Origin of the sequence: Pyrinomonas methylaliphatogenes (genome assembly GCF_000820845.2) — a bacterium.
In the GTDB taxonomy this organism is placed as follows: Bacteria; Acidobacteriota; Blastocatellia; order Pyrinomonadales; family Pyrinomonadaceae; genus Pyrinomonas; species Pyrinomonas methylaliphatogenes.
The window spans coordinates 239,251-264,785 of record NZ_CBXV010000008.1; the positions used below are offsets into that span (position 1 = coordinate 239,251).

A 25,535-nucleotide genomic window follows, 5' to 3' on the forward strand; every position below is an offset into this window, starting at 1 on the left:
GAATCGCAAGAAAGGAGCGAGCTTATGTCAGCCGTATTGGAGCATAAAGACCTGATCGCGGGTGGAAGCTTCTTGATCGAAGAGCGTGCGCCCGAGGAGATATTGACGCCGGAAGATTTCACCGAAGAGCAGCGGATGATCGCCGACACGACGCGCCAGTTCGTCGATTCGGAAGTACGTCCGGCGATCCCGCAACTCGAACGGCACGATTGGGATCTAGCGCGCGCGTTGCTGCGCAAAGCGGGCGAACTCGGCCTGCTCGGTGCCAACGTGCCCGAAGAGTATGGCGGCCTCGGGCTGGACCAGACGAGCGGCACGCTGATCTCCGAGAACGTCGGACGGTCGGCGTCATTCGCCGTCACCTTCGGCGCGCAGACCGGGATCGGCATGTTGCCCATCCTCTACTTCGGCACCGAAGAGGCCAAGCGCAAATATCTGCCGCGACTGGTGACGGGCGAACTTGTCGCCGCTTACGCGCTGACCGAAGCCGGCTCCGGCTCCGACGCGCTCGCCGCGAAAACTACCGCGCGACTGAGCGAAGACGGGCGCCACTACATCTTGAACGGCGAGAAGATGTGGATCAGCAACGGCGGTTTCGCCGACGTTTTCGTCGTCTTCGCCAAGGTGGACGGCGAAAAGTTTAGCGGCTTCATCGTCGAACGCGGACCGGGGCTGACTAACGGGGCCGAAGAGCATAAGATGGGGATCAAAGGCTCTTCGACGACGGCGCTCATCCTGTCGGATGTCAAAACGCCAGTGGAGAATCTGCTCGGCGAAGTCGGCAAGGGGCATAAGATCGCCTTCAACATCCTCAACATCGGGCGCTTCAAGTTGGGGGCTTCGTGCTTGGGCGGCATGAAGCTGATGCTTCACGAATCGATCCGCTACGCAAACGAACGGCATCAATTCGGGCGCCCCATCTCCTCTTTCGGCGCGATCAAGTCGAAGCTCGCGGAGATGGCGATCAAGACGTGGGTCGGCGAATCGGTCGTCTATCGCACAGTCGGATTGATCGAAGCGGCGATCAAGGCGACGGCGCATGATGCTGAATCGAAGCTCCGCGCCATCGAGGAATACGCCGCCGAATGCTCGATCATCAAGGTGATGCTTTCCGAGTATTGTGATGAGGTCGCCGACGAGATGGTCCAGATCTACGGCGGTTACGGCTACTCGGCTGATTACCCGGCGGAAAGAGCCTACCGCGATTCGCGCATCAACCGCATCTTCGAGGGCACGAATGAGATCAACCGTATGCTCATCCCCGGAATGCTCATGAAGCGCGCGATGCAAGGGCGGCTCGCGCTCCTTCCGGCGGCGCAACGGTTGATGGATGAAGTTCTGCAACCGGCACCCGCTTCCTTCGACGAAGAGGATGGATTGCTCGTCGCAGAACATAAACTCGCGCAAAATGCGAAGAAGATCGCCCTGATGACGCTCGGCACAGCGGTGCAGAAATACATGCAGGCGCTCGAAGATCAGCAAGAGATCCTGATGAGCGTTGCCGACATCATCATGGACGCATACGCGATGGAGACGGCTATCTTGCGCGCGCGCCGGATCGCCACGCGGGATGGCGAAGAGGCGGCTGCGCGCTACGTCGCGATGGCGCGCGTCTTCTGCCACGACGCCATCGAGCGCGTCGAGACGAACGCTCGGGTGGCGCTTGCCGCCATGAGCGAAGGCGATGAGTTGCGCACGTTGCTCGCCGCACTGCGGCGATTCGCAAAGCGCACACCGGCGAACGCGGTCGCTGCGCGACGGCGCATCGCTGACGCTTTCATCGAGGCGAATCGTTACCTCGATTAATGATCCGCGTCCGCGCGCCCGGCAAACGAGCGGTCAGTTATTGTCGCAACGTGGCTTTGCGCGTCGATTAGAGGCGACGGCGCGTGAGCAGGCTGATGAACGCGACAAACAGCGCCGCACCGATGATCGACCAGATCAAAGGGAAGCGCGTCCCGCCGATATCGATGATGAAGAGCTCAGGCAAACGGAGCATACGCGCGATCCAGAGCCCAATCAATGCGCCGATGAAACCGAGCGCGATTGAAACCAAGCAACCGCCGCGCGATGAACCGCTGATCGCTTGTCCGAGCGCGCCACATAACCCGGCGATGAGAAACAAAATGAGCAGATCGGTGAGCGTCATAAACACCCCAAGTTGAAAGAATAATCAAAGAGGGATACCTAAAGGAGGATCAAAGGACGGCCTCAGTTTGCTATCGTCGCTGTTTAAGATCAAGCGCCCGTACCACATAAGGCGCGAAGGAGCGTCTCTCGCTCTTAGCTTCGAAGGGATTCGCCTTCACCGAAGACGAATCCCTTCGAACTTCCCCGCGCATCTTTCAAGCCGCGTGTCCACCCGATGCTTCAAGCACTCGTTCGGCTGGTTGTGCGGCATCATGCGGCGGCTTGCCGGTTTCGATGAAGGTCTTCATTCGGATGAGATCATCATCCATTTCGCTCTTCGGATCGACGCCCAGAATCTCCGCGATAGCGTGACCGATGAGTCCAGCCGGCGGATTGTAGCTCAATTTTATATCGACGCTCGTCGTGCCATCGGCATTCCCGCTGAAATGGACCATTCCAGCTTGTCGGATGGTGGAGCCAGGCAGGCTCTTCCACGCGATCAGTTTGTTCGGTTCGTATCTGGTGACCATCGTTTCCCACTCGACCGGCACGCCGGCTGGACCATCCACCGTCCACCGGTAACGACCATCGCCGATCTTCCTCACTTCGCGCACGTGCTTCATGAAGTGCGGGAAATTCTCCGGATGCTCCCAGAACTGGAAGACCTTCTCGAGCGGCGCGGCGACGTTGATCGTCTTCTGGATATCGACGCCGCGGCGTCCGCCGCCAACCCCTAATAAGCGCGCGAAATCTTTATTCGTCACGGCGCGAGCAAGCAACCCCAAACCGACCACCCCCATCGCTGGACCATACGCGCCATTCCGGCGTAGACCATAGAACGCAGCCGCCCCACCAACCAGACCGGCCACCAAGCGCGCCGTCGGCGACCAGTTCTCCTGAAGCAAAGCGAAGCGCTGACCGGACCGCGCGCGCCCGCCTTGTAGGGCGGGGATATCTTGCTTTTCATGGATCTCCAAGCGGTTTTCGACCTCTTTCACCCCGCGCACCGCGGAGACTTGATCGAGCAACCTTTCGACCTCGTGGGCGAGTATCGGCCCTTCGAGAGTCACGCGACCGTCCTGCGCGTGAACCCTAATGGCATGTGGATGTGAGACCACCCGACCGAGTTTGGAACGAATGCGCGCCACCAGCACCTCATCCGATACGCGCTCTTCGTGAAGCAAGGACTCCGTTTCGGCGATCAGACCGCGCGTTCGATTCGCCACGTCGCGTGCCGTCTTATCCAAAGCCTGTCCGACCTCGTGCCAAGCATGCACCGCTTTGTCGCGCAACAGCGCGCGACGACGACGTCCGCGGTCGGGATCGAACAGATACATCAGTCCTGCTCCCAAACCCGCCACACACAAGATTTTCGCTCCGTCGTTCATACCGCCTCCTTTCCGCCGGCGCTCGAGGCGCCGACATCTTAACTTTAGAGAGGTGATCCGAGCGGAGGTTCAAAGAGTCTTCAAACGCCCGTTCGGGCTACGCTCGAAAAGGGGAAGATCGAATTGAGATTCTAACAGATGCGCCTTCAAGGTCAACTCGCGCGCCCGCCTCTCAACCGCCGGACGACGCTTCATCTAACGCCTGCGAGATCAAGGCAAACGACCGGTTGTAACGATAGCTCACGTTGAAATGACCGTCATCGAACTCCTCGTGAATGAATTCGATCCCGAACTGGCGCAGACGCGAAGCGAGTATCCGCGTGCCCAGATCGATGGCGAATTCATCTCGCGTGCCCGCGTCAAGATAGATCATCTTGAGTCGGCGCAAGTCTTCGACGTGCCGCTCGATCAAACGCACCGGATCGTGTTCGCGCCAGCGTTGCCAAACATCTTCGATCAGCTCGCCGGTCTGCAGATCGAAGGGCAAGCGGTAGCCGAGCGCCGTATCGGGATCGGGCGAGTAGCAAGCGCTCATGGCGATGATGTTGAGCGCCGCAAAATCATCTTTTCCCCTCTTCTCATCGCGCCAGAAGCGCTCGAGGAAAGAGGCGGGATCGCCTTTGATCGCGCGGAAAGCTTTGACGAAATCCGGCAAGTAACAATATTCGAAATAGCAATCGGCGCTGTGCGCGGCGACGACGCTAAAGACATCCGGATGGCGCATCGCTTGCACGAGCGCGCCGTAACCACCGGACGATTTGCCCATGATGGCGCGTCCAGCAGGCGCGGCGCGCGTGCGAAAATGGGCATCGACGAAGGGAACGATCTCATCGATCAGATAATCTTCGTAACGCCCAGTAGCCGTCGAATTGATATATTGCGAGCCGCCGAGCCGAGTAAAACAATCCGGCATGACGAGGATCACTTCGCCCACTTCACCACCGGCGATGAGCCGGTCCAGGCGTTCAACGATATTGGGAGCGAATGGATGGACGTTTAAAAGCGTTTCGCCGCGACCAGCGAAGCCTGCAAGCACATAAACTGTAGGATAACGGCGCGCAGGATCCCGATCATAGCTGGGCGGAAGATAGATGTAAAGATCGCGTTCCGCGGGATCCCCAAGCGGATTGCCGCGCAACAGATCGCTCGCTAACCGTTCGGCGACGATGCGCCCTTGTAATTCCATCTTTCTCCACCATCGACACGGATCGCGCGACTCTGCTATGGATGCGCGATCGCTTGAACCGTTCATCAACCTATCCGCAGCGGCGAGCCACGGGGCGGTTGACCTGCCGATCGCCAGCCCGAGATGATCGATTCGCCGGATCCGAGATTGTATGCTAAGCCCGGAGAGAGGCGAAGGGCGCAGGGCAGATTTCGCGATGGCGCGCCACTCATGCTATCGTTTCTTTCGCTTCCTCTTCGACGGGAAGTCAAACCGAATACCCTTCGAGCTTTATGCCGAACCATGCATGACGTTGGAACGACCGAAAACAAGGGGACGAGCGGCGAGATCGAAGAGAGGGCGAAAGAGGATTGGCGGACGCGCCTCATTCAATTCATCGCTGGCGCGATCGCCATCGCCTTCACCTTCTTCTATCTACAATTCCGCACGCAAGCGATCCTCGATGTCGATGGCTATTACCACATCAAGTGGAGCCGGTTGATCTGGGAAGGATTGCGACAGGGCCACTTCCCGCCCCCTTTTCCATATCTACCGCTGACGACGCTCAACCCGCAAAGCTACGTGGACCATCACCTGCTCTTTCACATCCTGCTGATCCCTTTCACGCTCTTCGGCGACATGCGCATCGGCGCGAAGATCGCGGCGGCGCTGTTCGGATCGCTGGCCGTCATCTCCTGCTACTGGCTCATCTTTCGCTACCGGATCAAATATCCGCTCGTCTGGCTGGTGGCGTTGCTCGCTTGCTCGGCGCCTTTCCTTTATCGTCTGAGCATGACGCGCGCGCAGAGCGTCTCGATCATCTTCATGGTGGTCGGGATCTACCTCCTTTTCGAACGCCGCTACCGATGGTTGGCGCCGCTGGCTTTCCTTTACGTTTGGACTTACAGTCTCTTCGTCACGCTGATCGCGGCGGCGGCGATCTGGGTTGCCGTCGTCTGGTGGAGCGAGCGGAGGTTTGAGTGGCGCGCTTTTCTGTGGACGATCATCGGGACGGTGGTCGGATTCGTCCTCAACCCCTATTTTCCGAAGAACATCTCGCTCTTCATCGAACATCTGTTGATGAAGTTGACGGCGAAGGATTTTGCCACGAGCGTCGGAGCGGAATGGTATCCTTATGAGAGTTGGTATCTGTTCTACAGCTCGCTCGTCGCTTTCACGGCGATGGTCGTCGGCTATGTCGCCACGGGACGGAGCGAACGCTCACAAGCCGCGCGTCCGGCTTTCTTCCTGCTCTTTTCGACCCTGCTTTTGATCATCACGGCAAGGTCCCGTCGGTTTGTCGAATACTGGCCGCCTTTCGCCATCCTTTTCGCCGCGTTCGCGCTCCAACCGCTCTTCGAACGAGCGCGTCACGCTTTCGGTTCGCTGCCCGCCGACGTGCTCGCCGATCTACAACCGCTGCTCGATCAACAGGCTGGCGACAAGAAGCGTCGTTTTCGTGAAGAGATCGCGCCGGGCCTTTTATGCGTCCTGCTCCTCATCCCGCTTGGATTCAACGTCTACGGCACGGCGCAGACTATCGCCGAAGACGAAAACCCATTCGCCTATCGCGGCGGGATGGAATGGATCAAACAGCATGTCCCGCCCGGTGAAATCATCTTCAACACGGATTGGGATGATTTTCCGAAACTCTTCTTTTACGATTCAATCCACCGATACGTCTCGGGTCTGGATCCAACCTATCTGCTCGACAAAGATCCGGAATTATCGCGCCTTTACGAAAACATCACGCTCGGGCGTGAACCGAATCCCGCGCCGCTGATCCGCGAGCGCTTTGGAGCCCGTTACATCTTCACAGACAATCAGGAAGTCCACGACGCATTCTATGACAACATCATCAACAGCGGCTGGGCGGAAGAGGTCTACTCCGACGATAACTGCACCGTGCTGCGCATCCTGGATGAACGACGCGAACCACCGCCGACCGAAGATGAACAACCGGATGAACCGACCGATGATGAGCCGCAGAATTAGAGGCATGATGATCGCCGCCTTCGTGTCGCTGCTCCTCTTCGGCTGCAGCGCGGAGCGTCGCAACAGGACTCAGACGATGGCTCAACCGACGCCGCGCACGCAATTCGAACAAGATCTAGATTACGTGCGCAAAGGCCAATTCATTCACATCTACGTCATCTCGCGTCTCGACGGAGAACCGTTCGATTCGAACGACATCGCTTATCTCAAAGCGAACGCGCATCCCGAGACGAACATGTGGGTGATGACCGATGATGGGCGGCGCGTGATCGCGGGGACCAATTTCGATTGGACGCGAGAGAATTTCGTGGCGCTCAGCAAGCGTTTCAAAATCGAGGATCGCACTGAAAGATGATCGCCAGACGCCCGAGCCGCATTCGCCAAAGAGGAGCCGCGATGAAGATGCTCGGATCGAAACGGATCGCTGCGCTGCTCGCCTTGACGTTGGCGCTTTCCTGCGCAAAGCATCAGACCGAACCTCGCGCCGAGAGAGCGGAGCTCTCGCCTTCGCTGGAGAATGCTTCATCGGCATCGAGAGAGTCGAACGGCGACGATTCGACGGCGAGCATCCCACCGCTTCCAACTGACGATATCCGTCGCATCACCGTCGCCGATCTTCGCGAGAGTTTGCGTCGCGGCGAGGCGATCGTCGTTGATGTGCGCAGCGAAGCGCAATATCGCGCAGGTCATATCAGCGGCGCGCGCTCGATCCCGACGAGCGAGTTGGCGAAACGCGCACGCCGCGAATTGCCGAAGAACCGCTTGATCGTCACCTACTGCTCTTGCCCGGCAGAACACACCAGCGCCCGCGCGGCGTCGGAATTGAAACGGTTGGGCTTCAAAGATGTGGCGGCGCTCCGCGGAGGTTACGAAGCATGGAAGCAGGCAGGGATGCCAACGAAGGAGGGCATGGAAGATCGCGCCTCGATCTCGCACCGTTGATCCGCCTGCGCTCAATCGCGGGCGCCTCACGCGAGAAGGCAACGCCGTCAACGGCGCGCCCCGAACGATCCGGATTTAGCCGCCTTTAACAGTAAAGCCTTATCATAATCCGCAGGAGGGATCATCCTGATGGCTCTTGGATCAAGCGAATCGTCAAAGGAGTTGGCTCAAGACAAACCGGCCATCGCGCTCGTCGCCCATGATGCGTGCAAAAAGGATCTCGTCGAATGGGCCCGTTTCAACCGCGGCACGCTCTCAGCCTTCACGCTTTACGCGACCGGGACCACCGGCGCGCGTTTGGAAGCCGAAACGGGATTGAAGGTGCGACGGCTGCTCAGCGGGCCTTACGGCGGCGACGCGCAGATCGGCGCGCTGGTATCGGAAAAGCGCGTATGCTGTCTGATCTTCTTCTGGGATCCGCTCACCCCTCAACCGCACGATGTGGATGTCAAGGCGCTGCTTCGCCTCGCCGTACTGCACAATATCCCGACGGCCTGTAATCGCGCGACGGCCGATTTTCTGATCTCCTCGCCGCTTTTGAAGCGACTCATCGCCGATCCTAACGGATGAGGCTGCCCGCTTTTCGCCGACGGCGCAAGCTCGCGCTTCAGCCGGGAAGAACTTCCGAGGACGGCCACTGAACACAACAAAGCCCGGAGGCTTAAGGCTTTAAGCCACCGGGCTTTGAGACAGATCGTCGCGCCTTCACTGCCGCGAGCCCTCGAGGAAGGCCTTCAGCTTACGCGAGCGCGACGGGTGGCGCAGCTTGCGCAGCGCCTTGGCTTCGATCTGACGGATACGCTCGCGCGTGACGGCGAAATGCTGGCCCACCTCTTCGAGCGTGTGCTCAGAACCGTTCGGCCCGAGCCCGAAGCGCATCTTGATGACTTTCTCCTCGCGCGGCGTGAGCGTCTTCAGAACCTCGTCGGTGATCTCGCGCAAGTTAGCGGCGACCACCGCATCCGCCGGATTTTGGATGGACTTATCCTCGATGAAATCGCCCAGATGCGAATCCTCCTCTTCGCCGATCGGCGTTTCGAGCGAGATCGGCTCTTGCGCGATCTTAAGCACTTTGCGCACCTTGGAGACAGGGATGTCCATCTTCTTGGCGATCTCTTCCGAGGTCGGTTCGCGCCCCAACTCCTGGACCAGCGCGCGGCTCGTGCGGATCAGCTTATTTATCGTCTCGATCATGTGGACCGGGATGCGGATCGTGCGCGCCTGATCGGCGATCGCGCGCGTGATCGCCTGTCGGATCCACCATGTCGCGTAAGTCGAGAACTTGTAGCCGCGGCGCCACTCGAATTTGTCCACGGCCTTCATCAAACCGATGTTCCCCTCCTGAATCAGATCGAGGAACTGGAGGCCGCGGTTCGTATACTTCTTGGCGATGGAGACAACCAAGCGCAAGTTGGCTTCGATCAACTCTTTCTTGGCCTGCGCCGTCTCCTGCTCGCCTGTGGTGATCGCCTGATACGAGCGCTTGATTTCGACCGGCGAGACGTAATGTTCGGCTTCGATCTGCTGCAGCCGTCGTTTCGCCGCGTTGATGTGGCGCCTGTACTCTTTCTCCTCTTCAGGTTTGAGCCGCTTCTTATTCAGCTTCTCGGTGTACTCTTCGATCTCCTGCTCGGCAGCACGCACTTCGTCGTGGACCTTACGGATCGCTTCGATCAAACGCTGCTTGGCCTTTTCGGTCAGATTGAGCTGTTTGATCTCTTGGGCGATTTCGAGCCGGATGCGCGCCACCTTCCGTCGCAGGCGAAGGAGTTTCTTAGTCTTCTTGCCGCGCGATACTTTCTGTTCGGCCCGCAGCTTCTCCCACTCCTTCAACCCCTGCTTGAAGAGCTTGCGGATGTTTTCGATCCCTTCGAGCGTCCACTGCAAGTATTCGTCGACTTTATCCACCTCTTGACCGGTGAACTCCGCCTGTTCGGCGAAGTTTACCACGTCACGAATATGGAGCGAACCGGCTTCGAGCTCTTCGCCGATCTTGAGCAATTCCTTGACGGCGATCGGCGAACGAGCAATCGCTTTCTGTGTCTTGATCTGCCCGCGCTCGATGCGCTTGGCGATAGCAACCTCGCCCTCACGGGTCAGAAGAGGCACCACCCCCATCTCGCGCAAGTAAAGACGAACCGGGTCGTTCGTCTTATCGAGCGCGCCCGCCGACAAATCGAGCTCGAGATCCTCTTCGATCGGCTCTTCCGTATCGTCGACTGTGGCGATCGCTGCTGCTTGTTCGAGCAGTCGCTCGTCGTCCGAGACGGCGATGTTTGACCCTTCGAGCTTCTGCAAAACGTCTTCGATATCATCCGGAGATACGATGCTATCCGGCAATTCGCGGTTCAGATCGTCGAAGGTCAAATATTTCTTCTCGCCGCCCAGTTCGAGCAAGCGCTGCATGACATCGTCCTGATCTTTATCGTGAATAGCCAATTTCATTCACCTCCCAATCGGCTGCTCCGATCTCAAAAATCGCTTCACAAGCAACCGCGCAACTTCATCTCCAGCGCGGCGAAGCGGCCTTAAGATAGAGCGCATTTCTTCGCCGCTGTAGATCCAAGTACTCGAGCGTGAGCTGGTCGCGCGCGTCCGAATCGCCGATCCGTTCGGCCCGCGCGATCTCGTTCTTCAACTCCCGTATGCGCCGCTCCAGATTCATGCGTCGCAGAGCGAGCAAGCAGTTCTCCGCCTCGGCGATCAGCTCTTCCGGAGACTCGCCTGCGCCGAGCTCGATTCCGCTCGCTGCAACGAGCGGCACGATCTTCTGGGCCACCGGATCGTCCGCGAGCAGGTCGGCCACCGCCGCCGCCTCGATCGTCTCTCCGCGCGCGAGGCGCTCCGATAGCGCGCGAAAGATCGGCGCGGTCGCTAACGCCTCATAATCGCTCGACTCTATCTGCGCGAGGATCGCGCGACCGACTTCTGGGACGGCGAAGATCAACTCGAGCAAGCGTCGCTCGGCCAATGTGACCGGTTGCTGTGCGGCGCGCTCGAATTGAACCTTCATCTCCGACGCATCTAATCGCGCCCCCGCGCGCATCGTTCCCCACAACTCGCGGCGGAGCGAGTCTTCGACTCGCAACACATCCATCGCGTGGTCGAAATACTCGCGCCGAAGCACGCCGTTGCGAACGACACGCAGCGACGTGAGAACGTCGTTGACGGCCGCCGCTTTGTCTTCCGGGCGAGCCAGATCGCGCTCTCGCGTCGCTTCTTCAAGCACAAACTGTAAGTGGGAAAGTGCCGCCCCCCGCCGCCGGTTGTACTCCTCAATGCCGAAACGTTTGATGAATTCATCAGGGTCAGCGTTGTCCGGCAACACCAGCACTTTCACCTCAAACCCTTCTGCCAAAAGGATTTCGATGGCCCGCCGAGCCGCTTCCCGACCCGCCTCGTCACCGTCATAATTTACCACAACTTTACGCGCAAAGCGCCCTAAGAGTTTCGCCTGTTCGCCGGTCAAAGCCGTCCCAAGGCTGGCCACGACATTGCGAATGCCGGCTTGATAAAGCGCGATCAGATCCAGATAGCCTTCGACTAGGATGGCAAATCCGCGCCGCCTGATCTGTTCACGCGTCAAATTGAGGCCAAATAGATGGCGTCCCTTTGAATAGACGGGCGTTTCCGGCGAGTTCAAATATTTCGGTTCGCCGTCGGGCGCAAGCGTCCGCCCGCCGAAGGCGATCGGGCGCCCCTGCAGATCTAAGACCGGGAAGATCAAACGCCCGCGGAAACGATCGTAACTGCCGCCCGTCTCCTTTTTGACGACGAGACCGCTTCGCTCGATCTCGGCCATCGTCGCCCCGCGCTCTTTCAGATGCGAGATCAACCCATCCCAGCCGTCCGGCGCATAGCCGAGTCGAAAAGCTCGCCGCGTCTCGTCGGTGATGCCCCTTTGCAGAAGATAGCGCAGCGCCTCGGGTCTGCTTTCGAGCTGCGCTTCCCACCACTCGAGCGCCCAGAGGTTGAGCGCGATGATCCGCTCGCGCTCGCGCCGTCGCAACATCTCTTCGCGCTCGTCTCGGGGCGAAGGCAGCGGCACGCCCGCCTTTTCGGCGACTAAGCGCACGGCCTCAGGGAAAGAGAGGTGCTCCATCTCCATGATGAAAGTGAAGACGCTCCCACCTTTCCCGCAGCCGAAGCAGTAGAAGATGTTCTTCGCTGGGCTGACGGAAAATGACGGGGTCTTCTCTTCATGGAACGGGCAACGGGCCATCCAATTCGCGCCGCGTTTCTTGAGCGGCACGTACTCGGAGATGATGCGGACGATGTCGGCCCGCTGTCGCAGATCGTCGATGAAGTTTTGCGGGAATTTAGCCATCTCTCGGCCCCCAAAGATGCCCTCGCCAAAGATCCGGCTCACGAGAGGCTCATCGCTTCGGCTCGACGATCGTCGCGATGACGAATTCGATGATTCGCTTTAGATGCAAAAGTCTCATCGCTTCAGCTCGACGATCGTCGCCCCGGCCCCACCCTCTTCAGGCGGAGCAAGCGAGAAGCGCGCGACATGCGGGTGGAATTGCAAAACCGCCGCCACCGCGCGGCGTAACGCGCCCGTCCCATGTCCATGGATGATCCGCACGCGATCCAAATCGTTCAAATAAGCCTCATCGAGGAATCTGTCCAATTCTTCGGCCACCTCATCAGTCGTGCGCCCGATCAAATTCAATTCTTCGCGCAACTGCCTGTCTGCGGCCCGCAACTTGAACTCCGTTCCGATCGAAGGGGCGTGCGGCTGCTCCTCGGCACCTTCGATGAGCTCTAGGTTCGCGACCTTTTCGCGAAAGCGCAAAGCGCCCGTGCGCACTTCGGCCTGTTCGCCGCTGAGGCTTTCGACAATTCCCACGGCTCCCCCCAACGCCACCAAACGCACGCGATCGCCGACGGCGATCGGTCGAGCTGGCGCGATCGCCCGCTCTTTGCGCCCGCGTCGAACGACGCGCACCTTGGTTTTGGCGCCCACCGCTTCCGTTTGAACCTCGCGTTGCGCTTCAACCGCGCGCGCCGTGCGACGCAGCTCGGCGGCGCGTTTTTCGGCTTCGCGCGCGGCGCGTTCGCGCGTTATGCGGTCTTCGATCTTAGCCACCAACGCGCGCGCGCGCCCTTCGAAATCGGCGACGACGCGCCGCAACTCGGCGGCGAACTCCTGCTGTCGTTCCCTCTCGCGTCGCTCGAACTCCGCTTCGAGGGCGTGATATTTCGCGGCGACCGCCTCGCGCTCCTCCTCCAACGCGCGGCGCAAATCCACGATCAACTCGGTCTCGCTCCTAAGATGCCGCAGGTATTCGCCGATGGCACGAGACTCCTCGCTGACGCGCCGCCGCGCCGCCTCGATCACGCCTTCAGGAAGGCCGAACCGGCGCGCGATCTCCAATCCGGCTGAAGCCCCTGGCAGGCCGATGATCAGACGATAAGTCGGCTGCAAAGTCTTCTCGTCGAATTCGACGCTGGCGTTTATGACGCCCGGTTCGCTCGCAGCATAGATCTTCAACCCGCTGTAGTGCGTCGTCGCGATCACGTGCGCGCCACAGACGCGCCGGAAATGGTCCACGATGGCGACACCCAAGGCGGAGCCTTCCTCCGGGTCAGTCCCGGTCCCAACCTCATCGAGCAAGACGAGCGCTGGCGCCTGACAGGACTCAATCATGTGACTGATGTTGGCGATGTGGGAAGTGAAGGTCGAAAGGTTCGCAGTGAGCGATTGTTGATCGCCGATGTCCGCAAGGATCGATCGGTAAAGCGGAAGATGCGCACGACGCGCCGGCACGTGAATGCCGCTCAAAGCCATGAGCGCAAGCAAGCCAGCCGTTTTAAGGACCACGGTCTTCCCGCCCGCATTGGCGCCCGAAATGATCATGACCGGATGTGCGGCATCGAGCTTAAACGAGACGGGGACGATCCGCCGCTCGCCCGCGCGCCGCAACTCTTCTTCAAGGAGCGGATGCCGCGCTTCGATGAGCTCCAGCGGCCCATCAGCTTCGACTACAGGTTCGATCGCGTCGAACTGTTCGGCAAAGAGCGCCTTGGCGCGCACGAGATCGAGTTCGGCCACCGCCTCGACCGCCTGTTCGAGCGCGATAAGGTGTCCGCGCAACTCATCGCTCAAAGCGAGCAGAATGCGCCCCTTCTCGCGTTCTTCCTCTTCGCGCAAAGCCTGCAGCTCATTGTTCGGCTCGACCGCTTCCAACGGTTCGAGGAAGACGGTCGCACCCGATGAGGAGAAACCGTGCGCGACGCCAGCGATCCGCCCCCGATGATCGACGCGAATGGGGATGACGAAACGGTCGTTGCGAACGGTGACAATCGCATCCTGCACCGCCTCGGGGAAGCGGCGGAGAACCCCTTCGAGCATGCGCGTAAGGCTGGACCGCACATGGTTGAGCCGCGCGCGAATGCGCGCAAGCTCGGGGCTCGCCCGATCATCGAGTTCACCGCTCGGCAAGATCTTCGCCGTGATCTGCGCAGCGATGGACGCAAGCGCTGGCGAGATCGCTGCCGCGATCTGCCATAACGTGGGACAAAGCTCGCGTTCGGCTTGCATGGCGGCCCGCACATCCAAGGCGCGCGCGCAAAGGTGCGCGAGATTGAGCAATGAGGCCGGATCGAGCGCCGTCCCTTCGACGCGCAAGCGAGCGAGCGCTTCCGTCGGATCGGCAAGATCGGCGAAGGACCACCGCACGCCACGCCCATGCAGGGCGCGACACTCGGAGACCGCGCGCAACGCGCAGCGCACCGTCTCCAGATCCGCGAGCGGGGCGAGCCGATCCACCAGCGATCGCCCCAGCGCCGTTTGCGCATGCTGCCGCACGAGCGCACGCAATCCGTCGTATTCAAGCGCAGCAAAAGACCGCTCGTTCATAAACAGATGAAGCGAAGAACAGGCCGCTCATCTCGGATCGCCGATCCTTTAAAAATTACCGCCTATTTGCACCGCATCACCAATTCGAGGAATGCGCGCCATGTCAACATCGCCGATTAAAATTACCACCTATTTGCACAGAAGCGAAAGCGTCGTGACGATGGATAGAAGATCCAGCTCAGCGGAAGCTAGCCCAGCCTCGGCGACGGCGCGCGGCATGCCCCAGATCAAGGCCGACTCCTTCGACTCGACGATAACCGTGCCGCCGCGCGCGCGTATCGCGTGCGCCCCTTTCACTCCATCCTGCCCCATCCCGGTCACCACCACCCCCAAGGCCTTCTCGCCACACGCTTCGGCCAGCGATTGGAGCAGTAGATCCGCCGACGGAGCGAACCTATCCTCCGTCCGCGCATGTTTGACTCGCAGAATGAGATCGCCCTCTTTATCGAGAGCGACGGTCGTCTGCCATCCGCCCGGCGCGACATAGATGCGCGAAGCGACGATCTTCTCGCCATCTTTGGCTTCGCCCGCCTCGACGCGCCCGATCCGTTTTAACCGTTCCGCGAAAGAGCGGGTGAACCCGGCAGGCATATGAAGCGCGATGATCACGGGCGTGCGGAAAGAGGCGGGAAGCGCCGAGATGATGCGCGAGACGGCGGTCGGTCCGCCAGCCGAACCGACGATCCCCACGATGCGCGTATCAGCTAGATGCGTGCGCGCAAGTTGCGCCGCGGCGACGATCGCCTGACTGTCGCGCCTGACCTTCGCTGAAGGCAAGCGCGCCTGCGCCGCTGCTTCCATCCGTTGCCTTAGATTCGTAGCGAACTGCTCGGATCGCACCGCATGACGCAACTCCGGCTTGGCCACGAAATCGACGGCGCCGATCTCGAGAGCTTGGAAGACGGTCTCGCTCGTCCCGCGCCCACTGCAGATGATGACGGGAACTGGCGCATATCGCATCGTCCAGCGAAGCACGCTCATCCCATCCAACCCGGGCATCTCCAAATCCAAAATGATGAGATCGGGATGGCGCTCGCCGATCAATCGAATCGCTTCGCGCCCATCGCCCGCGATGCCGACAAGCTGTAACTGGTCCGACGCCGAGACGACTTGCGCCAATCGCAAACGGTAAAAAGGCGAATCATCGACGATGAGCACGCGATATGGCATCACCCGCCTCTCTCTCTAACGGGATTTTGGCTGAGACGGCGCTCTCTCCCGCTCATCACGCAAGCAAAATCGCAAATCCACTCGGTTTCCAGCATCCGTTCAATTTGATCGCTTCGATCCCTCTTTGAGGTTAACAGAAGGGTTTCGCGCCCGCCGTTTGCGATCAGCGAGGATACGCGCTTGCTTCGATCCCCTTTGAGGTTAACAGAAGGGTTTCGCGTCCGCCAATCGCACGCGCCGTGCGAGAATCCGGACCTCCTCCGGATCTTTTCGCACGACGCAAGCCCGCAACTTCCGGTCCACTGGCGCCACATCAAATCGCCACCCGGCCTCTTTGCACGGCGCGAACCGCTCGATCCGCACCACCGCTTTTCACCTCAATGCGACCGCCTTCCCGCTCCACGGCTGAATGATCCAAGCTACGCTTCGGCGGGATCGCCGAACAGCACTTCAGCGACCGCTACGATTCACTGAATCGCGCGCCAGCTCGAGATCGCCCCGCAGCATGATGCCTGCAATCGGACTGTCGAAGGACGTAACGCATGATCGAATGGGTTCTGCGCCCGCTCCGCAATCTTGGAGGCGAATGAAACTATCGTACAAGGGGCGAAGATCGCTCGTCGCCACTTGATTCCGAGAACCTCTTGATGTTAAGAGATGCAAAGAGGTTTTTCGTGAGCGAAGGAAGACGAAATTTAAGACAAGGGGGCGACGGGCGAAAACAACATCCCGTCGAATGAAGGCTGTGGATTCGACGCCATTATCGACGATCACTGTCGCCGAGCGCGAAGTGCACGCTGCGGCTGAAAGATTGCGCACACAAATAGAAGAATCTTTGGCAGCAGTCGCTAATCACTCACAAGCTGACGTGGAAGATTTGGAGGTATACGCAGATCGCCTGGAACGTCTGGCGCGCGACCTAGCCGTCGCGTTGCGCGAACTGGCGCGCGAACGACGAAAGGAAGACCAAAGTTAGTCACCTCCCTTATGTGGGCGCAATCCAGAGGGTTTCGATTGCGCCCACCTTTTGTTCTCAGCGACAACATATTCGAAGGATCACTATGCGCGAACAAGGTCATAAACGCACTCATTACGGCCTCGAACATCACGGCATCACCAGCGAAACGGGTACGATCTACTGGAACTTGACGACGCCTGAGCTATACGAAGAGATCATCAGGCGTCGCGAAGGTGTCCTCAGCGAGCGCGGCGCGCTCATCGTCGATACGGGCGAGCATACTGGACGCGCGGCGCAAGACAAGGCGATCGTGCGCGAACCTTCGAGCGAGGATAAGATCTGGTGGAGTGAAATCAATCGTCCCTTCCCGCAGGAGCGTTTCAACGCGCTGCGCGATCGGATGATCGAATACATGCGCACGCGAGACATCTTCGTGCAAGATGTCTTCGCTGGCGCCGATCCGCGTTATCGTCTTTCGGTGCGCGTCATCACGGAACTGGCGTGGCATTCTCTCTTCGCTCGCACGCTCTTCATCGTCGAACGTCAGCATGGCTTCGTGCCCGACTTTACGATCATCAATCTTCCCGGATTCCGCGCCATCCCGGAACGCGATGGGACGCGCACGGGAACCTTCATCCTGCTCGATTTCGGTCAGCGCCTCGTATTGATCGGCGGGACATCATACGCCGGCGAGACGAAGAAGAGCATCTTCACCGTCCTCAACTACCTTCTCCCGCCGCGCGGCGTGCTCAGCATGCACTGCTCAGCTAACGTCGGCGAGCGAGGCGACGTCTCGCTCTTCTTCGGTCTTTCAGGCACGGGGAAGACCACACTCTCAGCCGATCCGAATCGTCGCCTCATAGGCGATGATGAACACGGCTGGAGCGACGATGGTATCTTCAACTTCGAGGGCGGATGCTATGCGAAAGTGATCCGTCTGAATCCGCAAGCCGAGCCGGACATCTACCGCGCGGCGCAGAGCTTCGGGACCATCCTAGAGAACGTGATCTACAATCGCGAAACGCGCGCGCTCGATTTCGATGACGCCTCGAAGACGGAGAACACGCGCGCCGCCTATCCTTTGAGCTGCCTTCCCAAGATCGTCACTGAGGGGATGGCTGGGCATCCGAACAACATCATCATGCTCACCGCCGATGCTTTCGGCGTCCTGCCGCCGGTCGCGCGCCTTACGCAAGAACAAGCGATGTACCATTTCCTTTCCGGCTACACGGCTAAGGTCGCCGGCACGGAGAAAGGCGTCCGCGAACCGCAGGCGACTTTCTCGACCTGCTTCGGCGCGCCTTTCCTCGTCCTGCCTCCAGCCGTGTATGCCGAGATGCTGGGCCAGCGGATGAAGAGGCACGGCACCGATTGTTGGCTCGTGAATACGGGCTGGAGCGGGGGGCCATATGGCGAAGGGGAGCGGATTAAAATCGCTTATACGCGCGCGATCATCCGCGCCATCCAATCCGGCGCGCTGGCGCAGGTCGCGTTGCGACCCGATCCGATCTTCGGCATCCTCGTCCCGCGCTCCTGCCCGGATGTCCCGACGGAAATCCTCGACCCGCGCAACACATGGCGCGACAAGGAAGCATATGATCGCAAAGCGCGCGAATTGGCGCGTCGCTTCAATCAAAATTTCGAGAAGTACGCACGCGAAGTATCAGCCGACGTGCGCGCCACCGCTCCCGTGGCGGATTGATGGCGCACTCAAAAGAAGCGCCGGAGCAGATTGAACAAGAAGCTCAGCAGCAGCGAGATGATGAGCATCGAGGCGAGCGGGAAATAGAAGCGCACGTTCTCACCCTCATAACGGAAATCCCCCGGCAACCGCCCGAACCAGGAGAAGGCGCCGAGCCAGATTAACGCTCCGAGCACGACGATGATGAGACCTATAAGGATGACGATGAGTCCGGTCGCTCTCATACGACCTCAAACAAAGGGGTTGGCGTCGATGTCACGCGCGTGGAAAGGTTCCGAATCCGACCGCGCGGCCTTCAAGTATCCCTCTTGCCGTACCGCTTCGCAAGTTCCGAGCGCAGCTCATCAGCGGACAAGTGCACCAGTCGCCCGCCAGCGAAGATCTCCTCGCCGCTCACTTCCAGAGTCGCGAAAGCAGGCGGGCGGAAGGAGATCATCTCTTCATCTGTCGCGAATCGGACCTTCGCTAGAATCAATCCAAGCAATGGACCGAGGAAAAAATCTATCTCGTACTGCCGCCCCTCGTGCTCATAGGGATAACGGTTCTTGCGTATCTCATCGCCCTCGAAGATCTTAAAAACCTCGTACTCTTCCGCCGAAAGCTCGATCTCAGCGAACGCGAAACGCCTAAGCTCGCCCGAGGTGAGCTGAATCTTCTGTTGCAGCCACCGCCTCCGTTCATCGGTCGCCGGAACGCGCAATCTCCGCAAACGCAATCGCGTGCCAGCGATGTAGTTATCCTTCAACTGCACGTGATAGTGATGGCGCAACAAGCCGGGCGGTAATTCATTGAGCAGGAAGCGGCGCTCGCGTAACACGCAACTGCCAGTCCCTCGACCGATCCCCAATCCGCTCACCATCTGCCACCTCTTCCAATATGCGACATTCTAACGCGCAAATGGCCCATCTTTCATGCCGCGATCGGATCCTCTTCTCCTCTCAACAAGAACTCGTCGGGGGCGACGATCTTTCCGGCGATCGCCGATGCGGCGACGACGTAGGGCGAGGCCAGATAGACCTTGCCCGGGCCGCTTCTGCCCGGAAAGTTGCGATTCTGCGCGCTGACCGTAACCTTGTCGGGTGAATCCGAAGCGCCTGGTCCGGCATTGATGCACGCGCCGCAACTTGGATCGATCAAGCGCGCGCCGACCCGCTCGAAGATTTCGATATAGCCTTTGCGCCGCGCGTACTCTTTGATCTTCTGCGAACCGAACTGCAAATAGAGTTCAACGCCCGGCGCGACGCGCCTGCCTTGTTCAAGCGCGCGCCGCAACACGGCAGCGTACATATCCATATCGGCCATCTTGCCGCCCGTGCACGATCCGCCATAGGCGATGTCGATCTTGACTTCGCCGGGCAATTGATCGATCGGGATGCCGTTGCGCGGATCGCCCGGAGTCGCCACCATCGGCTTGATCTGCGCTAGATCGATCTCGAAGGTGGCCGCATACTCCGCATCCGGGTCGCTGAAGACGAACATCTCGCGCACGCGCTCGGCAGGCAGCCCGCGCATCTTGACGAGATATTCGAGCGTCACCTCATCTGGTTCGATGATGCCCGTAAAGCCGCCCGCTTCGACCGCCATGTTCGTCAACGTCGCGCGCTCGTCCATGGACCAGTCGCGCAAACCTTCGCCCGCAAATTCGAGCACCTGTCCGATGCCTTTGCCCTGCTTCATGTAGTCCATGGCGAGAATGAACAACATCACGTCTTTGGCCGTCACGTCGGGCCGCTTCTTGCCCTTGAGGACGAAACGGACCGTCTCCGGCACGCGCAGGCGAACGTCCTTGGTGTACCATGCATTGGCCATGTCGGTCGCGCCGACGCCGAAAGCGAAGCAACCGAGCACGCCAGCCATGCACGTATGCGAATCGGTCCCGATGACGATCTGCCCCGGCAGCGCGATGTCTTCGACCACGGCGTTGTGGCAGATGGCCTCGGATCCGCCCTCGGGGGTTTCGCCGTAATACTTGATCCCTTGCCGTTCGGCGAACTGCCGCTGCGTGACGGCCAGGCCCTCGGCCCGCTCGAGCAGGCCCATCTCGCGCTGCTTGCGCGGCATGATCTGCCCGAGGAAGGTCAGGTGATCGCGGAAGGCGAAAACGGATTGCGGTTCGGTGACGCGCGCTTCCGGCCCAAGCGCTTGACGGAAGAGCGCTTCGGCCATCGGCGTGACGTATTCGTGCGAGAAGCGAACGTCGGCGACGGCAAACAGCGCGTCGCCCGGCTTGACGGCCTCGACGCCGATTTTGCCCGCGGTGACGAAGGCGTGGCGCGCGATGATCTTTTCGACGATGTTCATTGGGCGCGGCGGAGTTGCGATCGGCGGCGGCGAAATCTCGCCCGCCAGTCGCGCCTTGTTGTAATTGAACAGCCCGCCGTACTCGACGATCGCTTTTGAGATCGCATCGAGCCCGCGCGTGAACTCCTCGAGCGGAATCTCCTCGCCGCGCGCGATGCGTTCAATTAAACCGAAATCGGTCGAGGTGAGAAGCCCGATGTTCTGCGCGTTCTGCCCGTAGATCTTCTCGATCGTTTTGGCGATGACGAGTTCGATCCCGGCTGCCTTTTCGGCAAACGGCGCCGTTTCGCGCGAAGAACCACAACCTTTGGAAAGTCCCGACACGACCACCGAAAAGCCGCCGTTCTTCACCTCGTCCGGTTGCACGGCGTTTTCGCGCATGCCGACGTAAACGTAGCGCCCGAGCGTCTCGTCGTAATAAAAACAGACCCACGCCGGCGTGATCTCATCAGTCGAGATGTTATCCATCAACGGCAACTCAGGATCGTAGGGCAAATCCTCGCCTGCCAATTGACGCCGAATGAGCGAAACATCTTTCGTCAGGAAGAGGATTCGCCCTGTGAAACGGATCTTATCCGGTCGCTTGCCGCCTTCAGCCATCTCTCCGCCCCTTAACAAATGATTCTGGGGAAGAACCCTAATCAGATTATAAACTGAATTGATGAGGACTCACACTCCCTAACGGAAGCGTCGCAGATCGTCTGTGGCCAGCCTCATCGCCGCGGGCACATCGATCAGAAGCGCTCGCGCCTGCCTTCACCACCGCTCCGCCTCGCGTTAACGAGACGAAACCCGAGTTATGCCTCTTTTTTTGCAAGGCCCGATCACGCTTGGCGCTTTAGCTAGAGGCAAAGGGACGAAACGCGGCGGGCCTCATCGATGGCGCAGAAGCGTCAATGCATCAAGGCTTCAGCCAAACCGGCGTATCGCGCGACACCGCAAGTTGCTCTACCAAGGCGTCAATGCATCAAGGCTTCAGTCAAACGCGCGATAGCATCGAGCAGCGTTCGCCCAGCCTTATCGAAATCCCCGGCGGCGACTTGCTCTTCGGCCAGCGCAGCTCGATCGGCGACGCCCACGATCCGTGTGAAAAGTGGCATCGTCGCCCCGGAAGAGCGCAGATCGGTCTCCAACTTATCTAAACCTTCGCGGATGTTCTTAAGCGTCGTTTGTAAGGTCGCCTTCGAATTGGCGATGGATGCCGGATCGAGCGTCGCGTTGCCACGCCGCGCTTGATCCTCGGCCATCTCGATCTCGCTCGAAACGCGACCGTAAACGTAAAGGTATTGGGCCAGAATTTTGATCTGATCGCCGATGCGCCTGCGCCCCGCCTCGATCGTTGCTTCGGTTGAGGCTCTAGCCGACGTCGCGGCCCGCCTCGTCGCCCTGCTGCTTCTACGCTGGCGCGTTTGCGCTGCGCCGTCGCTCGAAAGAAGAAGACCACCGAGGCACAAGGCGCAAACGAAGATCGAAGTGCGCTTTAACATCTCCCCCTCGCTTTCATAGATGCGACCGACTCAACCCTTACTTTTGATCGACTCCGAGAATCGAGAGACAGCATATGCGATTAGGCTAACGAGGAAGAAGATCAAAAGCAACCACGCCGCGCTCTGCAAGGTTCCGATGACGGTCCGGTAAACTTCCAACACCCAACGTTCCGGCGTCAATTGAAGCGCTTCTGAGCGCGGCGACTGTCCCGTGATGTACCTTTCAAGCTCCCAAACGCGCACTCCGCCGGAGATGCAGACGACATAGATGGCGAACTTCACGTATCTCGCCCAAGCTTGGCTGATATCATCGGCGATGATTCGCGCCAGTATTTTTTCGATCGAACTAGAGAACACGCGCACCACGATGACAGCGACGGCGAGAGCGACGAGGAAGGTGACGGCGAGCAGCAGAATAAACACACGGCCTCCGATGAAGGGCGGTCTTTAAAGAGCTCTCCGCGCAAAGTATCCGATCATTGTGGTCACCGACGGCGAAACACCATGGCCGTCTTTAAAGAGCTCTCCGTGCAAAGTATCCCCCGCTTCGAAACCAAGTCAAGATTCAAATCGCAAAGCGGCGCTTTGCCATCGATCCGCCAGCCAATCGGATCACGTTAGGATAGAGTTTCAATGACTAGCTCAGCATTTCGAAGTTGGGTAGCGATCGGCGCGCGCCATTGGTAGAATGGCGGAGAGGCTATGATGAGACGCAGGCTTTTGCGCGTTCAACGACTAGGAAGGCTCGATTACGCAACCGCGCTGCGCGTGCAGAAAGAGACAGAGAGAAGGGTCTTGCATGGTGAGCAGCCCGACACGCTCTTGCTCGTCGAACATCCACATGTGATCACGCTCGGACGGCGCGCGACTCAATCGGCGATCCTTGCCGCGCCGGAGCTTCTGCGCGCTCGCGGTGTGGAGATCTTCGAAACGGATCGCGGTGGCAAAGCGACTTATCACGGACTGGGCCAACTCGTCGGTTATCCGATCATCAATCTACGCCCAGATCGTCAGGATGTTCACGCCTATGTCCGCGATCTGGAAGAGGTGTTGATCCGCGCGCTCGCCGATTTTGACATCGAAGCCTTCCGCATCAAAGGCTTCACGGGCGTACACACGACGCGCGGCAAAGTCGCGGCGATCGGCGTGCATATCGCGCGTTGGGTGACGACGCACGGTTTTGCGCTCAACGTCAATACGGATCTAAGCTACTTCGATCTGATCGTCGCCTGCGAAGGCGAGCCGGTCAGCTCGATGAAGGAGATCTTGGGGCGCGAGCTATCGCTGCGCGAAGTCGAAGATCGCATCATCATGCGCTTTGCCGAAGTCTTCGGAATGGCATTGTCCGAAGGGAGTCTTGCCTCCAGCGCCTGATTCGACCGCGTCAAAGGCGCAAAGGGTAGCTACGTTCGCTTCAGCTTCGATTTGTGTGAGGCGATCTTTATGCTGACGATGGAGCTTATCCGCCAAGCGCGAGAGCATATCTCACCTTTCATCAATCGCACGCCGATTGCCACTTCACGTTCATTCAACCGGGCAGCCGGGCGCGAAGTCTTCTTCAAATGCGAGAACCTGCAACGCGCCGGCGCGTTCAAGTTTCGCGGCGCGATGAACAAGATCGGGTCCTTGAGCGCGGAAGAGAAGGCGCGCGGCGTCGTCGCCTTCTCTTCGGGCAACCATGCGCAGGCCGTCGCCCTCGCATCGCGCGAACTCGGCGTGCGAGCGACAGTGGTCATGCCGAACGACGCGCCGCAGTCGAAGATCGCTGCGACGCGCGATTACGGGGCGAGGATAATCTTCTACGACCGTCATCGAGATGACCGCGAAGCGCTCGCACACGAGATCGCGCAAAAAGAAGGCTTGGCGCTCATCCCACCCTATGATGATTACCTGATCATGGCCGGGCAAGGGACGTGCGCGGTGGAGCTATTGGAGGATGTGCCCGATTTGGACGCTCTGATCGTGCCGTGTGGCGGCGGTGGGTTGTTCGCTGGAGCGAGCACTGCGGCCAAAGCCATTCTGCCTTCGATTCGCTGCTTCGCCATTGAACCGGCGACGGCCAACGATACGCAGCTCTCATTCCGCCGCGGCGAGAGGATCACGATCCCACCGCCGCAGACCATCGCCGATGGCGCGCGCCCGCAAACTCCCGGCGCTTTGACGTTTCCCATCCTGCAACGTAACGCTGAAGATGTTTTGACCGTCACGGACGATGAGATCAAAGCGGCGATGCGTTTTCTCCTCTTTCGCATGAAGCTTCTGGTTGAGCCAACCGGCGCACTCACTGCGGCAGCCGTTCTGTTTGGGAAATTGCCGGTAAACGTTCGTCGCGTCGGCGCAATCCTTTCAGGCGGAAACGTCGATGCGGCGGTGCTGGTCGATGTCATTTCCGACGATGGACCAGATTTCAGGCGAGGCGACAAAGCTTCGCCGAGATGATACAATTTAAGATCTGGAGAGTCGAATGAGTCGCGAACTTCCCGTCATCAATGCCACCGCGCCGCAGACTTTTCGGCGGCGTCGCGATCGCCTGCCGAAGCCCGATTGGCTGAAGATCAGGCTCGGCGATCCGACGATGCAAAACCGCGTTCTGCGTCTGATTCAAGGGTTGAATCTTCACACCGTATGCCAGGAAGCGCGTTGCCCGAACATCTTCGAATGCTGGTCGGATGGGACGGCGACGTTCATGATCTGCGGCGACACTTGCACACGACACTGCGGATTCTGCGCCGTCAATAAGGGCAAACCCGGCGAACTCGATCCGGAAGAACCGCGTCATGTCGCCGAAGCGGTGCGCCATCTCGGGCTCGCTCACGCTGTGATCACCTCAGTCAACCGCGACGACTTGCCTGATGGAGGCGCAGCGCACTGGGCGGAGACCATCCGCTGGGTCCGCCGTCTCAACCCGGACTGCAAGATCGAAGTCCTGATCCCAGATTTCAACGGCGATGAGGCGGCGCTGAATACCGTGCTCGACGCGCAACCCGATGTGCTCAATCACAACATGGAGACGATCGCGCGGCTTTATCGGCGCGTGCGTCCGGATGCGAACTATCAGCAATCGCTGACGCTGCTGCGCCGCGCCGCGGAACGCCGCGATCGCGAAGGGCGCGGGATGCTCACCAAGAGCGGCATCATGGTCGGATTGGGCGAGACTTTCGATGAAGTCGTCGAGCTGATGAAAGATCTGCGCGCAGTCTCCTGCGACATCATGACGATCGGGCAATACTTACAACCGCACGAGCGGCGGCTTCCCGTCGAACGGTATGTAACGCCGGAAGAGTTCGCGCGGTGGCGCGAAATAGGGCTGCAGCTCGGCTTCCGTCACGTCGAGTCCGGTCCGCTGGTCCGGTCCTCCTATCATGCACGCCGGCAGGCGGAAAATTCGCGCGAAGGGATTTCAACAGCCGTTCATGAGGTCATCGGATGAGC

22 protein-coding genes are annotated in these 25,535 nt (G+C 59.6%); 10 read left to right on the top strand and 12 right to left on the bottom strand.

Annotation, left to right across the window (positions count from 1 at the left end; translation table 11 throughout):
• The first annotated feature begins 24 nt into the window (after positions 1 to 24).
• On the top strand, positions 25 to 1,806 hold the full coding sequence (locus tag PYK22_RS12240; protein ID WP_041977686.1) for an acyl-CoA dehydrogenase family protein: 1,782 nt from the start codon (positions 25 to 27) through the stop codon (positions 1,804 to 1,806).
• Positions 1,807 to 1,873: 67 nt separating this feature from the next.
• Here PYK22_RS12240 and PYK22_RS12245 read toward each other — a convergent pair whose 3' ends face one another.
• From PYK22_RS12245 to PYK22_RS12255, 3 genes are all read right to left on the bottom strand, one after another.
• Positions 1,874 to 2,149 (bottom strand): GlsB/YeaQ/YmgE family stress response membrane protein, encoded by a 276-nt coding sequence (locus PYK22_RS12245; RefSeq protein WP_041977689.1) that lies wholly within the window; start codon positions 2,147 to 2,149, stop codon positions 1,874 to 1,876.
• Between the two features lie 196 nt (positions 2,150 to 2,345).
• Complete coding sequence (locus PYK22_RS12250; RefSeq protein ID WP_041977691.1) at positions 2,346 to 3,518, bottom strand: SRPBCC family protein; 1,173 nt, start codon at positions 3,516 to 3,518, stop codon at positions 2,346 to 2,348.
• Positions 3,519 to 3,690: 172 nt separating this feature from the next.
• Entirely contained in the window at positions 3,691 to 4,704 is a 1,014-nt protein-coding gene (locus PYK22_RS12255) for an alpha/beta hydrolase (RefSeq protein WP_041978886.1), read from the bottom strand.
• A gap of 282 nt (positions 4,705 to 4,986) precedes the next feature.
• Here PYK22_RS12255 and PYK22_RS12260 point away from each other — a divergent pair, with 282 nt between their 5' ends.
• The 4 genes from PYK22_RS12260 to PYK22_RS12275 all read left to right on the top strand — a co-directional run bounded on the left by PYK22_RS12260 (position 4,987) and on the right by PYK22_RS12275 (position 8,190).
• Positions 4,987 to 6,678 (top strand): hypothetical protein, encoded by a 1,692-nt coding sequence (locus PYK22_RS12260; protein WP_041977693.1) that lies wholly within the window; start codon positions 4,987 to 4,989, stop codon positions 6,676 to 6,678.
• Entirely contained in the window at positions 6,662 to 7,033 is a 372-nt protein-coding gene (locus PYK22_RS12265; protein ID WP_162199848.1) for a hypothetical protein, read from the top strand. Before PYK22_RS12260 ends, PYK22_RS12265 begins: the two co-directional genes overlap by 17 nt.
• Positions 7,034 to 7,074: 41 nt before the next feature.
• On the top strand, positions 7,075 to 7,620 hold the full coding sequence (locus PYK22_RS16840) for a rhodanese-like domain-containing protein (RefSeq protein ID WP_157770854.1): 546 nt from the start codon (positions 7,075 to 7,077) through the stop codon (positions 7,618 to 7,620).
• A gap of 129 nt (positions 7,621 to 7,749) precedes the next feature.
• Positions 7,750 to 8,190: a methylglyoxal synthase gene (locus PYK22_RS12275; protein WP_041977697.1), complete on the top strand. Its 441-nt coding sequence runs from the start codon at positions 7,750 to 7,752 to the stop codon at positions 8,188 to 8,190.
• 135 nt (positions 8,191 to 8,325) lie between these two features.
• Here the strand turns inward: PYK22_RS12275 and rpoD are convergent, their stop codons facing one another.
• The 4 genes from rpoD to cheB all read right to left on the bottom strand — a co-directional run bounded on the left by rpoD (position 8,326) and on the right by cheB (position 15,655).
• Positions 8,326 to 10,065, bottom strand: a complete 1,740-nt coding sequence (gene rpoD, locus PYK22_RS18245; protein ID WP_041977700.1) for an RNA polymerase sigma factor RpoD — start codon at positions 10,063 to 10,065, stop codon at positions 8,326 to 8,328.
• Positions 10,066 to 10,123: 58 nt separating this feature from the next.
• Positions 10,124 to 11,947, bottom strand: a complete 1,824-nt coding sequence (gene dnaG / locus PYK22_RS12285) for a DNA primase (RefSeq protein ID WP_060635637.1) — start codon at positions 11,945 to 11,947, stop codon at positions 10,124 to 10,126.
• A 114-nt stretch (positions 11,948 to 12,061) separates the two neighbouring features.
• On the bottom strand, positions 12,062 to 14,485 hold the full coding sequence (locus tag PYK22_RS12290) for an endonuclease MutS2 (protein ID WP_041977701.1): 2,424 nt from the start codon (positions 14,483 to 14,485) through the stop codon (positions 12,062 to 12,064).
• A gap of 129 nt (positions 14,486 to 14,614) precedes the next feature.
• Positions 14,615 to 15,655, bottom strand: coding sequence for a chemotaxis-specific protein-glutamate methyltransferase CheB (gene cheB, locus PYK22_RS12295; protein ID WP_041977702.1), 1,041 nt, complete (start codon positions 15,653 to 15,655; stop codon positions 14,615 to 14,617).
• Positions 15,656 to 16,391: 736 nt separating this feature from the next.
• Here cheB and PYK22_RS12300 point away from each other — a divergent pair.
• Both PYK22_RS12300 and pckA read left to right on the top strand, forming a co-directional pair.
• On the top strand, positions 16,392 to 16,631 hold the full coding sequence (locus tag PYK22_RS12300) for a hypothetical protein (RefSeq protein WP_041977704.1): 240 nt from the start codon (positions 16,392 to 16,394) through the stop codon (positions 16,629 to 16,631).
• Between the two features lie 85 nt (positions 16,632 to 16,716).
• Positions 16,717 to 18,315: a phosphoenolpyruvate carboxykinase (ATP) gene (gene pckA / locus PYK22_RS12305; protein ID WP_041977706.1), complete on the top strand. Its 1,599-nt coding sequence runs from the start codon at positions 16,717 to 16,719 to the stop codon at positions 18,313 to 18,315.
• A gap of 8 nt (positions 18,316 to 18,323) precedes the next feature.
• On the opposite strand, the gene PYK22_RS12310 is transcribed toward pckA, so the two are convergent.
• The 5 genes from PYK22_RS12310 to PYK22_RS12330 form a co-directional block, all read right to left on the bottom strand.
• Entirely contained in the window at positions 18,324 to 18,539 is a 216-nt protein-coding gene (locus PYK22_RS12310; protein ID WP_041977708.1) for a DUF2905 domain-containing protein, read from the bottom strand.
• Positions 18,540 to 18,610: 71 nt separating this feature from the next.
• Complete coding sequence (locus PYK22_RS16845; RefSeq protein WP_060635638.1) at positions 18,611 to 19,174, bottom strand: CYTH domain-containing protein; 564 nt, start codon at positions 19,172 to 19,174, stop codon at positions 18,611 to 18,613.
• A 50-nt stretch (positions 19,175 to 19,224) separates the two neighbouring features.
• Entirely contained in the window at positions 19,225 to 21,216 is a 1,992-nt protein-coding gene (locus PYK22_RS12320; protein ID WP_041977709.1) for an aconitase family protein, read from the bottom strand.
• Positions 21,217 to 21,575: 359 nt separating this feature from the next.
• A complete protein-coding gene (locus tag PYK22_RS12325; protein ID WP_041977712.1) occupies positions 21,576 to 22,103 on the bottom strand; it encodes a hypothetical protein in 528 nt (175 codons plus the stop codon).
• A gap of 30 nt (positions 22,104 to 22,133) precedes the next feature.
• Positions 22,134 to 22,526, bottom strand: coding sequence for a hypothetical protein (locus PYK22_RS12330; protein WP_041977714.1), 393 nt, complete (start codon positions 22,524 to 22,526; stop codon positions 22,134 to 22,136).
• Between the two features lie 282 nt (positions 22,527 to 22,808).
• Here PYK22_RS12330 and lipB point away from each other — a divergent pair, with 282 nt between their 5' ends.
• The 3 genes from lipB to lipA all read left to right on the top strand — a co-directional run bounded on the left by lipB (position 22,809) and on the right by lipA (position 25,533).
• A complete protein-coding gene (gene lipB / locus PYK22_RS12335) occupies positions 22,809 to 23,477 on the top strand; it encodes a lipoyl(octanoyl) transferase LipB (RefSeq protein ID WP_060635780.1) in 669 nt (222 codons plus the stop codon).
• Positions 23,478 to 23,546: 69 nt separating this feature from the next.
• Positions 23,547 to 24,542: a threonine/serine dehydratase gene (locus PYK22_RS12340; RefSeq protein WP_041977718.1), complete on the top strand. Its 996-nt coding sequence runs from the start codon at positions 23,547 to 23,549 to the stop codon at positions 24,540 to 24,542.
• Positions 24,543 to 24,567: 25 nt separating this feature from the next.
• Positions 24,568 to 25,533 carry a lipoyl synthase gene (lipA, locus tag PYK22_RS12345; RefSeq protein ID WP_041977720.1) on the top strand — a complete coding sequence of 322 codons (966 nt, stop codon included), beginning with the start codon at positions 24,568 to 24,570 and terminating at the stop codon, positions 25,531 to 25,533.
• Positions 25,534 to 25,535 lie beyond the last annotated feature (2 nt).

What these genes read in the sequence shown, in the direction of transcription:
- PYK22_RS12240 (WP_041977686.1), top strand. Translation starts at nt 25, where the DNA reads ATGTCAGCCGTATTGGAGCATAAAGACCTGATCGCGGGTGGAAGCTTC.
- PYK22_RS12245 (WP_041977689.1), bottom strand. Translation starts at nt 2,149, where the DNA reads ATGACGCTCACCGATCTGCTCATTTTGTTTCTCATCGCCGGGTTATGT.
- PYK22_RS12250 (WP_041977691.1), bottom strand. Translation starts at nt 3,518, where the DNA reads ATGAACGACGGAGCGAAAATCTTGTGTGTGGCGGGTTTGGGAGCAGGA.
- PYK22_RS12255 (WP_041978886.1), bottom strand. Translation starts at nt 4,704, where the DNA reads ATGGAATTACAAGGGCGCATCGTCGCCGAACGGTTAGCGAGCGATCTG.
- PYK22_RS12260 (WP_041977693.1), top strand. Translation starts at nt 4,987, where the DNA reads ATGCATGACGTTGGAACGACCGAAAACAAGGGGACGAGCGGCGAGATC.
- PYK22_RS12265 (WP_162199848.1), top strand. Translation starts at nt 6,662, where the DNA reads ATGAGCCGCAGAATTAGAGGCATGATGATCGCCGCCTTCGTGTCGCTG.
- PYK22_RS16840 (WP_157770854.1), top strand. Translation starts at nt 7,075, where the DNA reads ATGAAGATGCTCGGATCGAAACGGATCGCTGCGCTGCTCGCCTTGACG.
- PYK22_RS12275 (WP_041977697.1), top strand. Translation starts at nt 7,750, where the DNA reads ATGGCTCTTGGATCAAGCGAATCGTCAAAGGAGTTGGCTCAAGACAAA.
- rpoD (WP_041977700.1), bottom strand. Translation starts at nt 10,065, where the DNA reads ATGAAATTGGCTATTCACGATAAAGATCAGGACGATGTCATGCAGCGC.
- dnaG (WP_060635637.1), bottom strand. Translation starts at nt 11,947, where the DNA reads ATGGCTAAATTCCCGCAAAACTTCATCGACGATCTGCGACAGCGGGCC.
- PYK22_RS12290 (WP_041977701.1), bottom strand. Translation starts at nt 14,485, where the DNA reads ATGAACGAGCGGTCTTTTGCTGCGCTTGAATACGACGGATTGCGTGCG.
- cheB (WP_041977702.1), bottom strand. Translation starts at nt 15,655, where the DNA reads ATGCCATATCGCGTGCTCATCGTCGATGATTCGCCTTTTTACCGTTTG.
- PYK22_RS12300 (WP_041977704.1), top strand. Translation starts at nt 16,392, where the DNA reads ATGAAGGCTGTGGATTCGACGCCATTATCGACGATCACTGTCGCCGAG.
- pckA (WP_041977706.1), top strand. Translation starts at nt 16,717, where the DNA reads ATGCGCGAACAAGGTCATAAACGCACTCATTACGGCCTCGAACATCAC.
- PYK22_RS12310 (WP_041977708.1), bottom strand. Translation starts at nt 18,539, where the DNA reads ATGAGAGCGACCGGACTCATCGTCATCCTTATAGGTCTCATCATCGTC.
- PYK22_RS16845 (WP_060635638.1), bottom strand. Translation starts at nt 19,174, where the DNA reads ATGGTGAGCGGATTGGGGATCGGTCGAGGGACTGGCAGTTGCGTGTTA.
- PYK22_RS12320 (WP_041977709.1), bottom strand. Translation starts at nt 21,216, where the DNA reads ATGGCTGAAGGCGGCAAGCGACCGGATAAGATCCGTTTCACAGGGCGA.
- PYK22_RS12325 (WP_041977712.1), bottom strand. Translation starts at nt 22,103, where the DNA reads ATGTTAAAGCGCACTTCGATCTTCGTTTGCGCCTTGTGCCTCGGTGGT.
- lipB (WP_060635780.1), top strand. Translation starts at nt 22,809, where the DNA reads ATGAGACGCAGGCTTTTGCGCGTTCAACGACTAGGAAGGCTCGATTAC.
- PYK22_RS12340 (WP_041977718.1), top strand. Translation starts at nt 23,547, where the DNA reads ATGCTGACGATGGAGCTTATCCGCCAAGCGCGAGAGCATATCTCACCT.
- lipA (WP_041977720.1), top strand. Translation starts at nt 24,568, where the DNA reads ATGAGTCGCGAACTTCCCGTCATCAATGCCACCGCGCCGCAGACTTTT.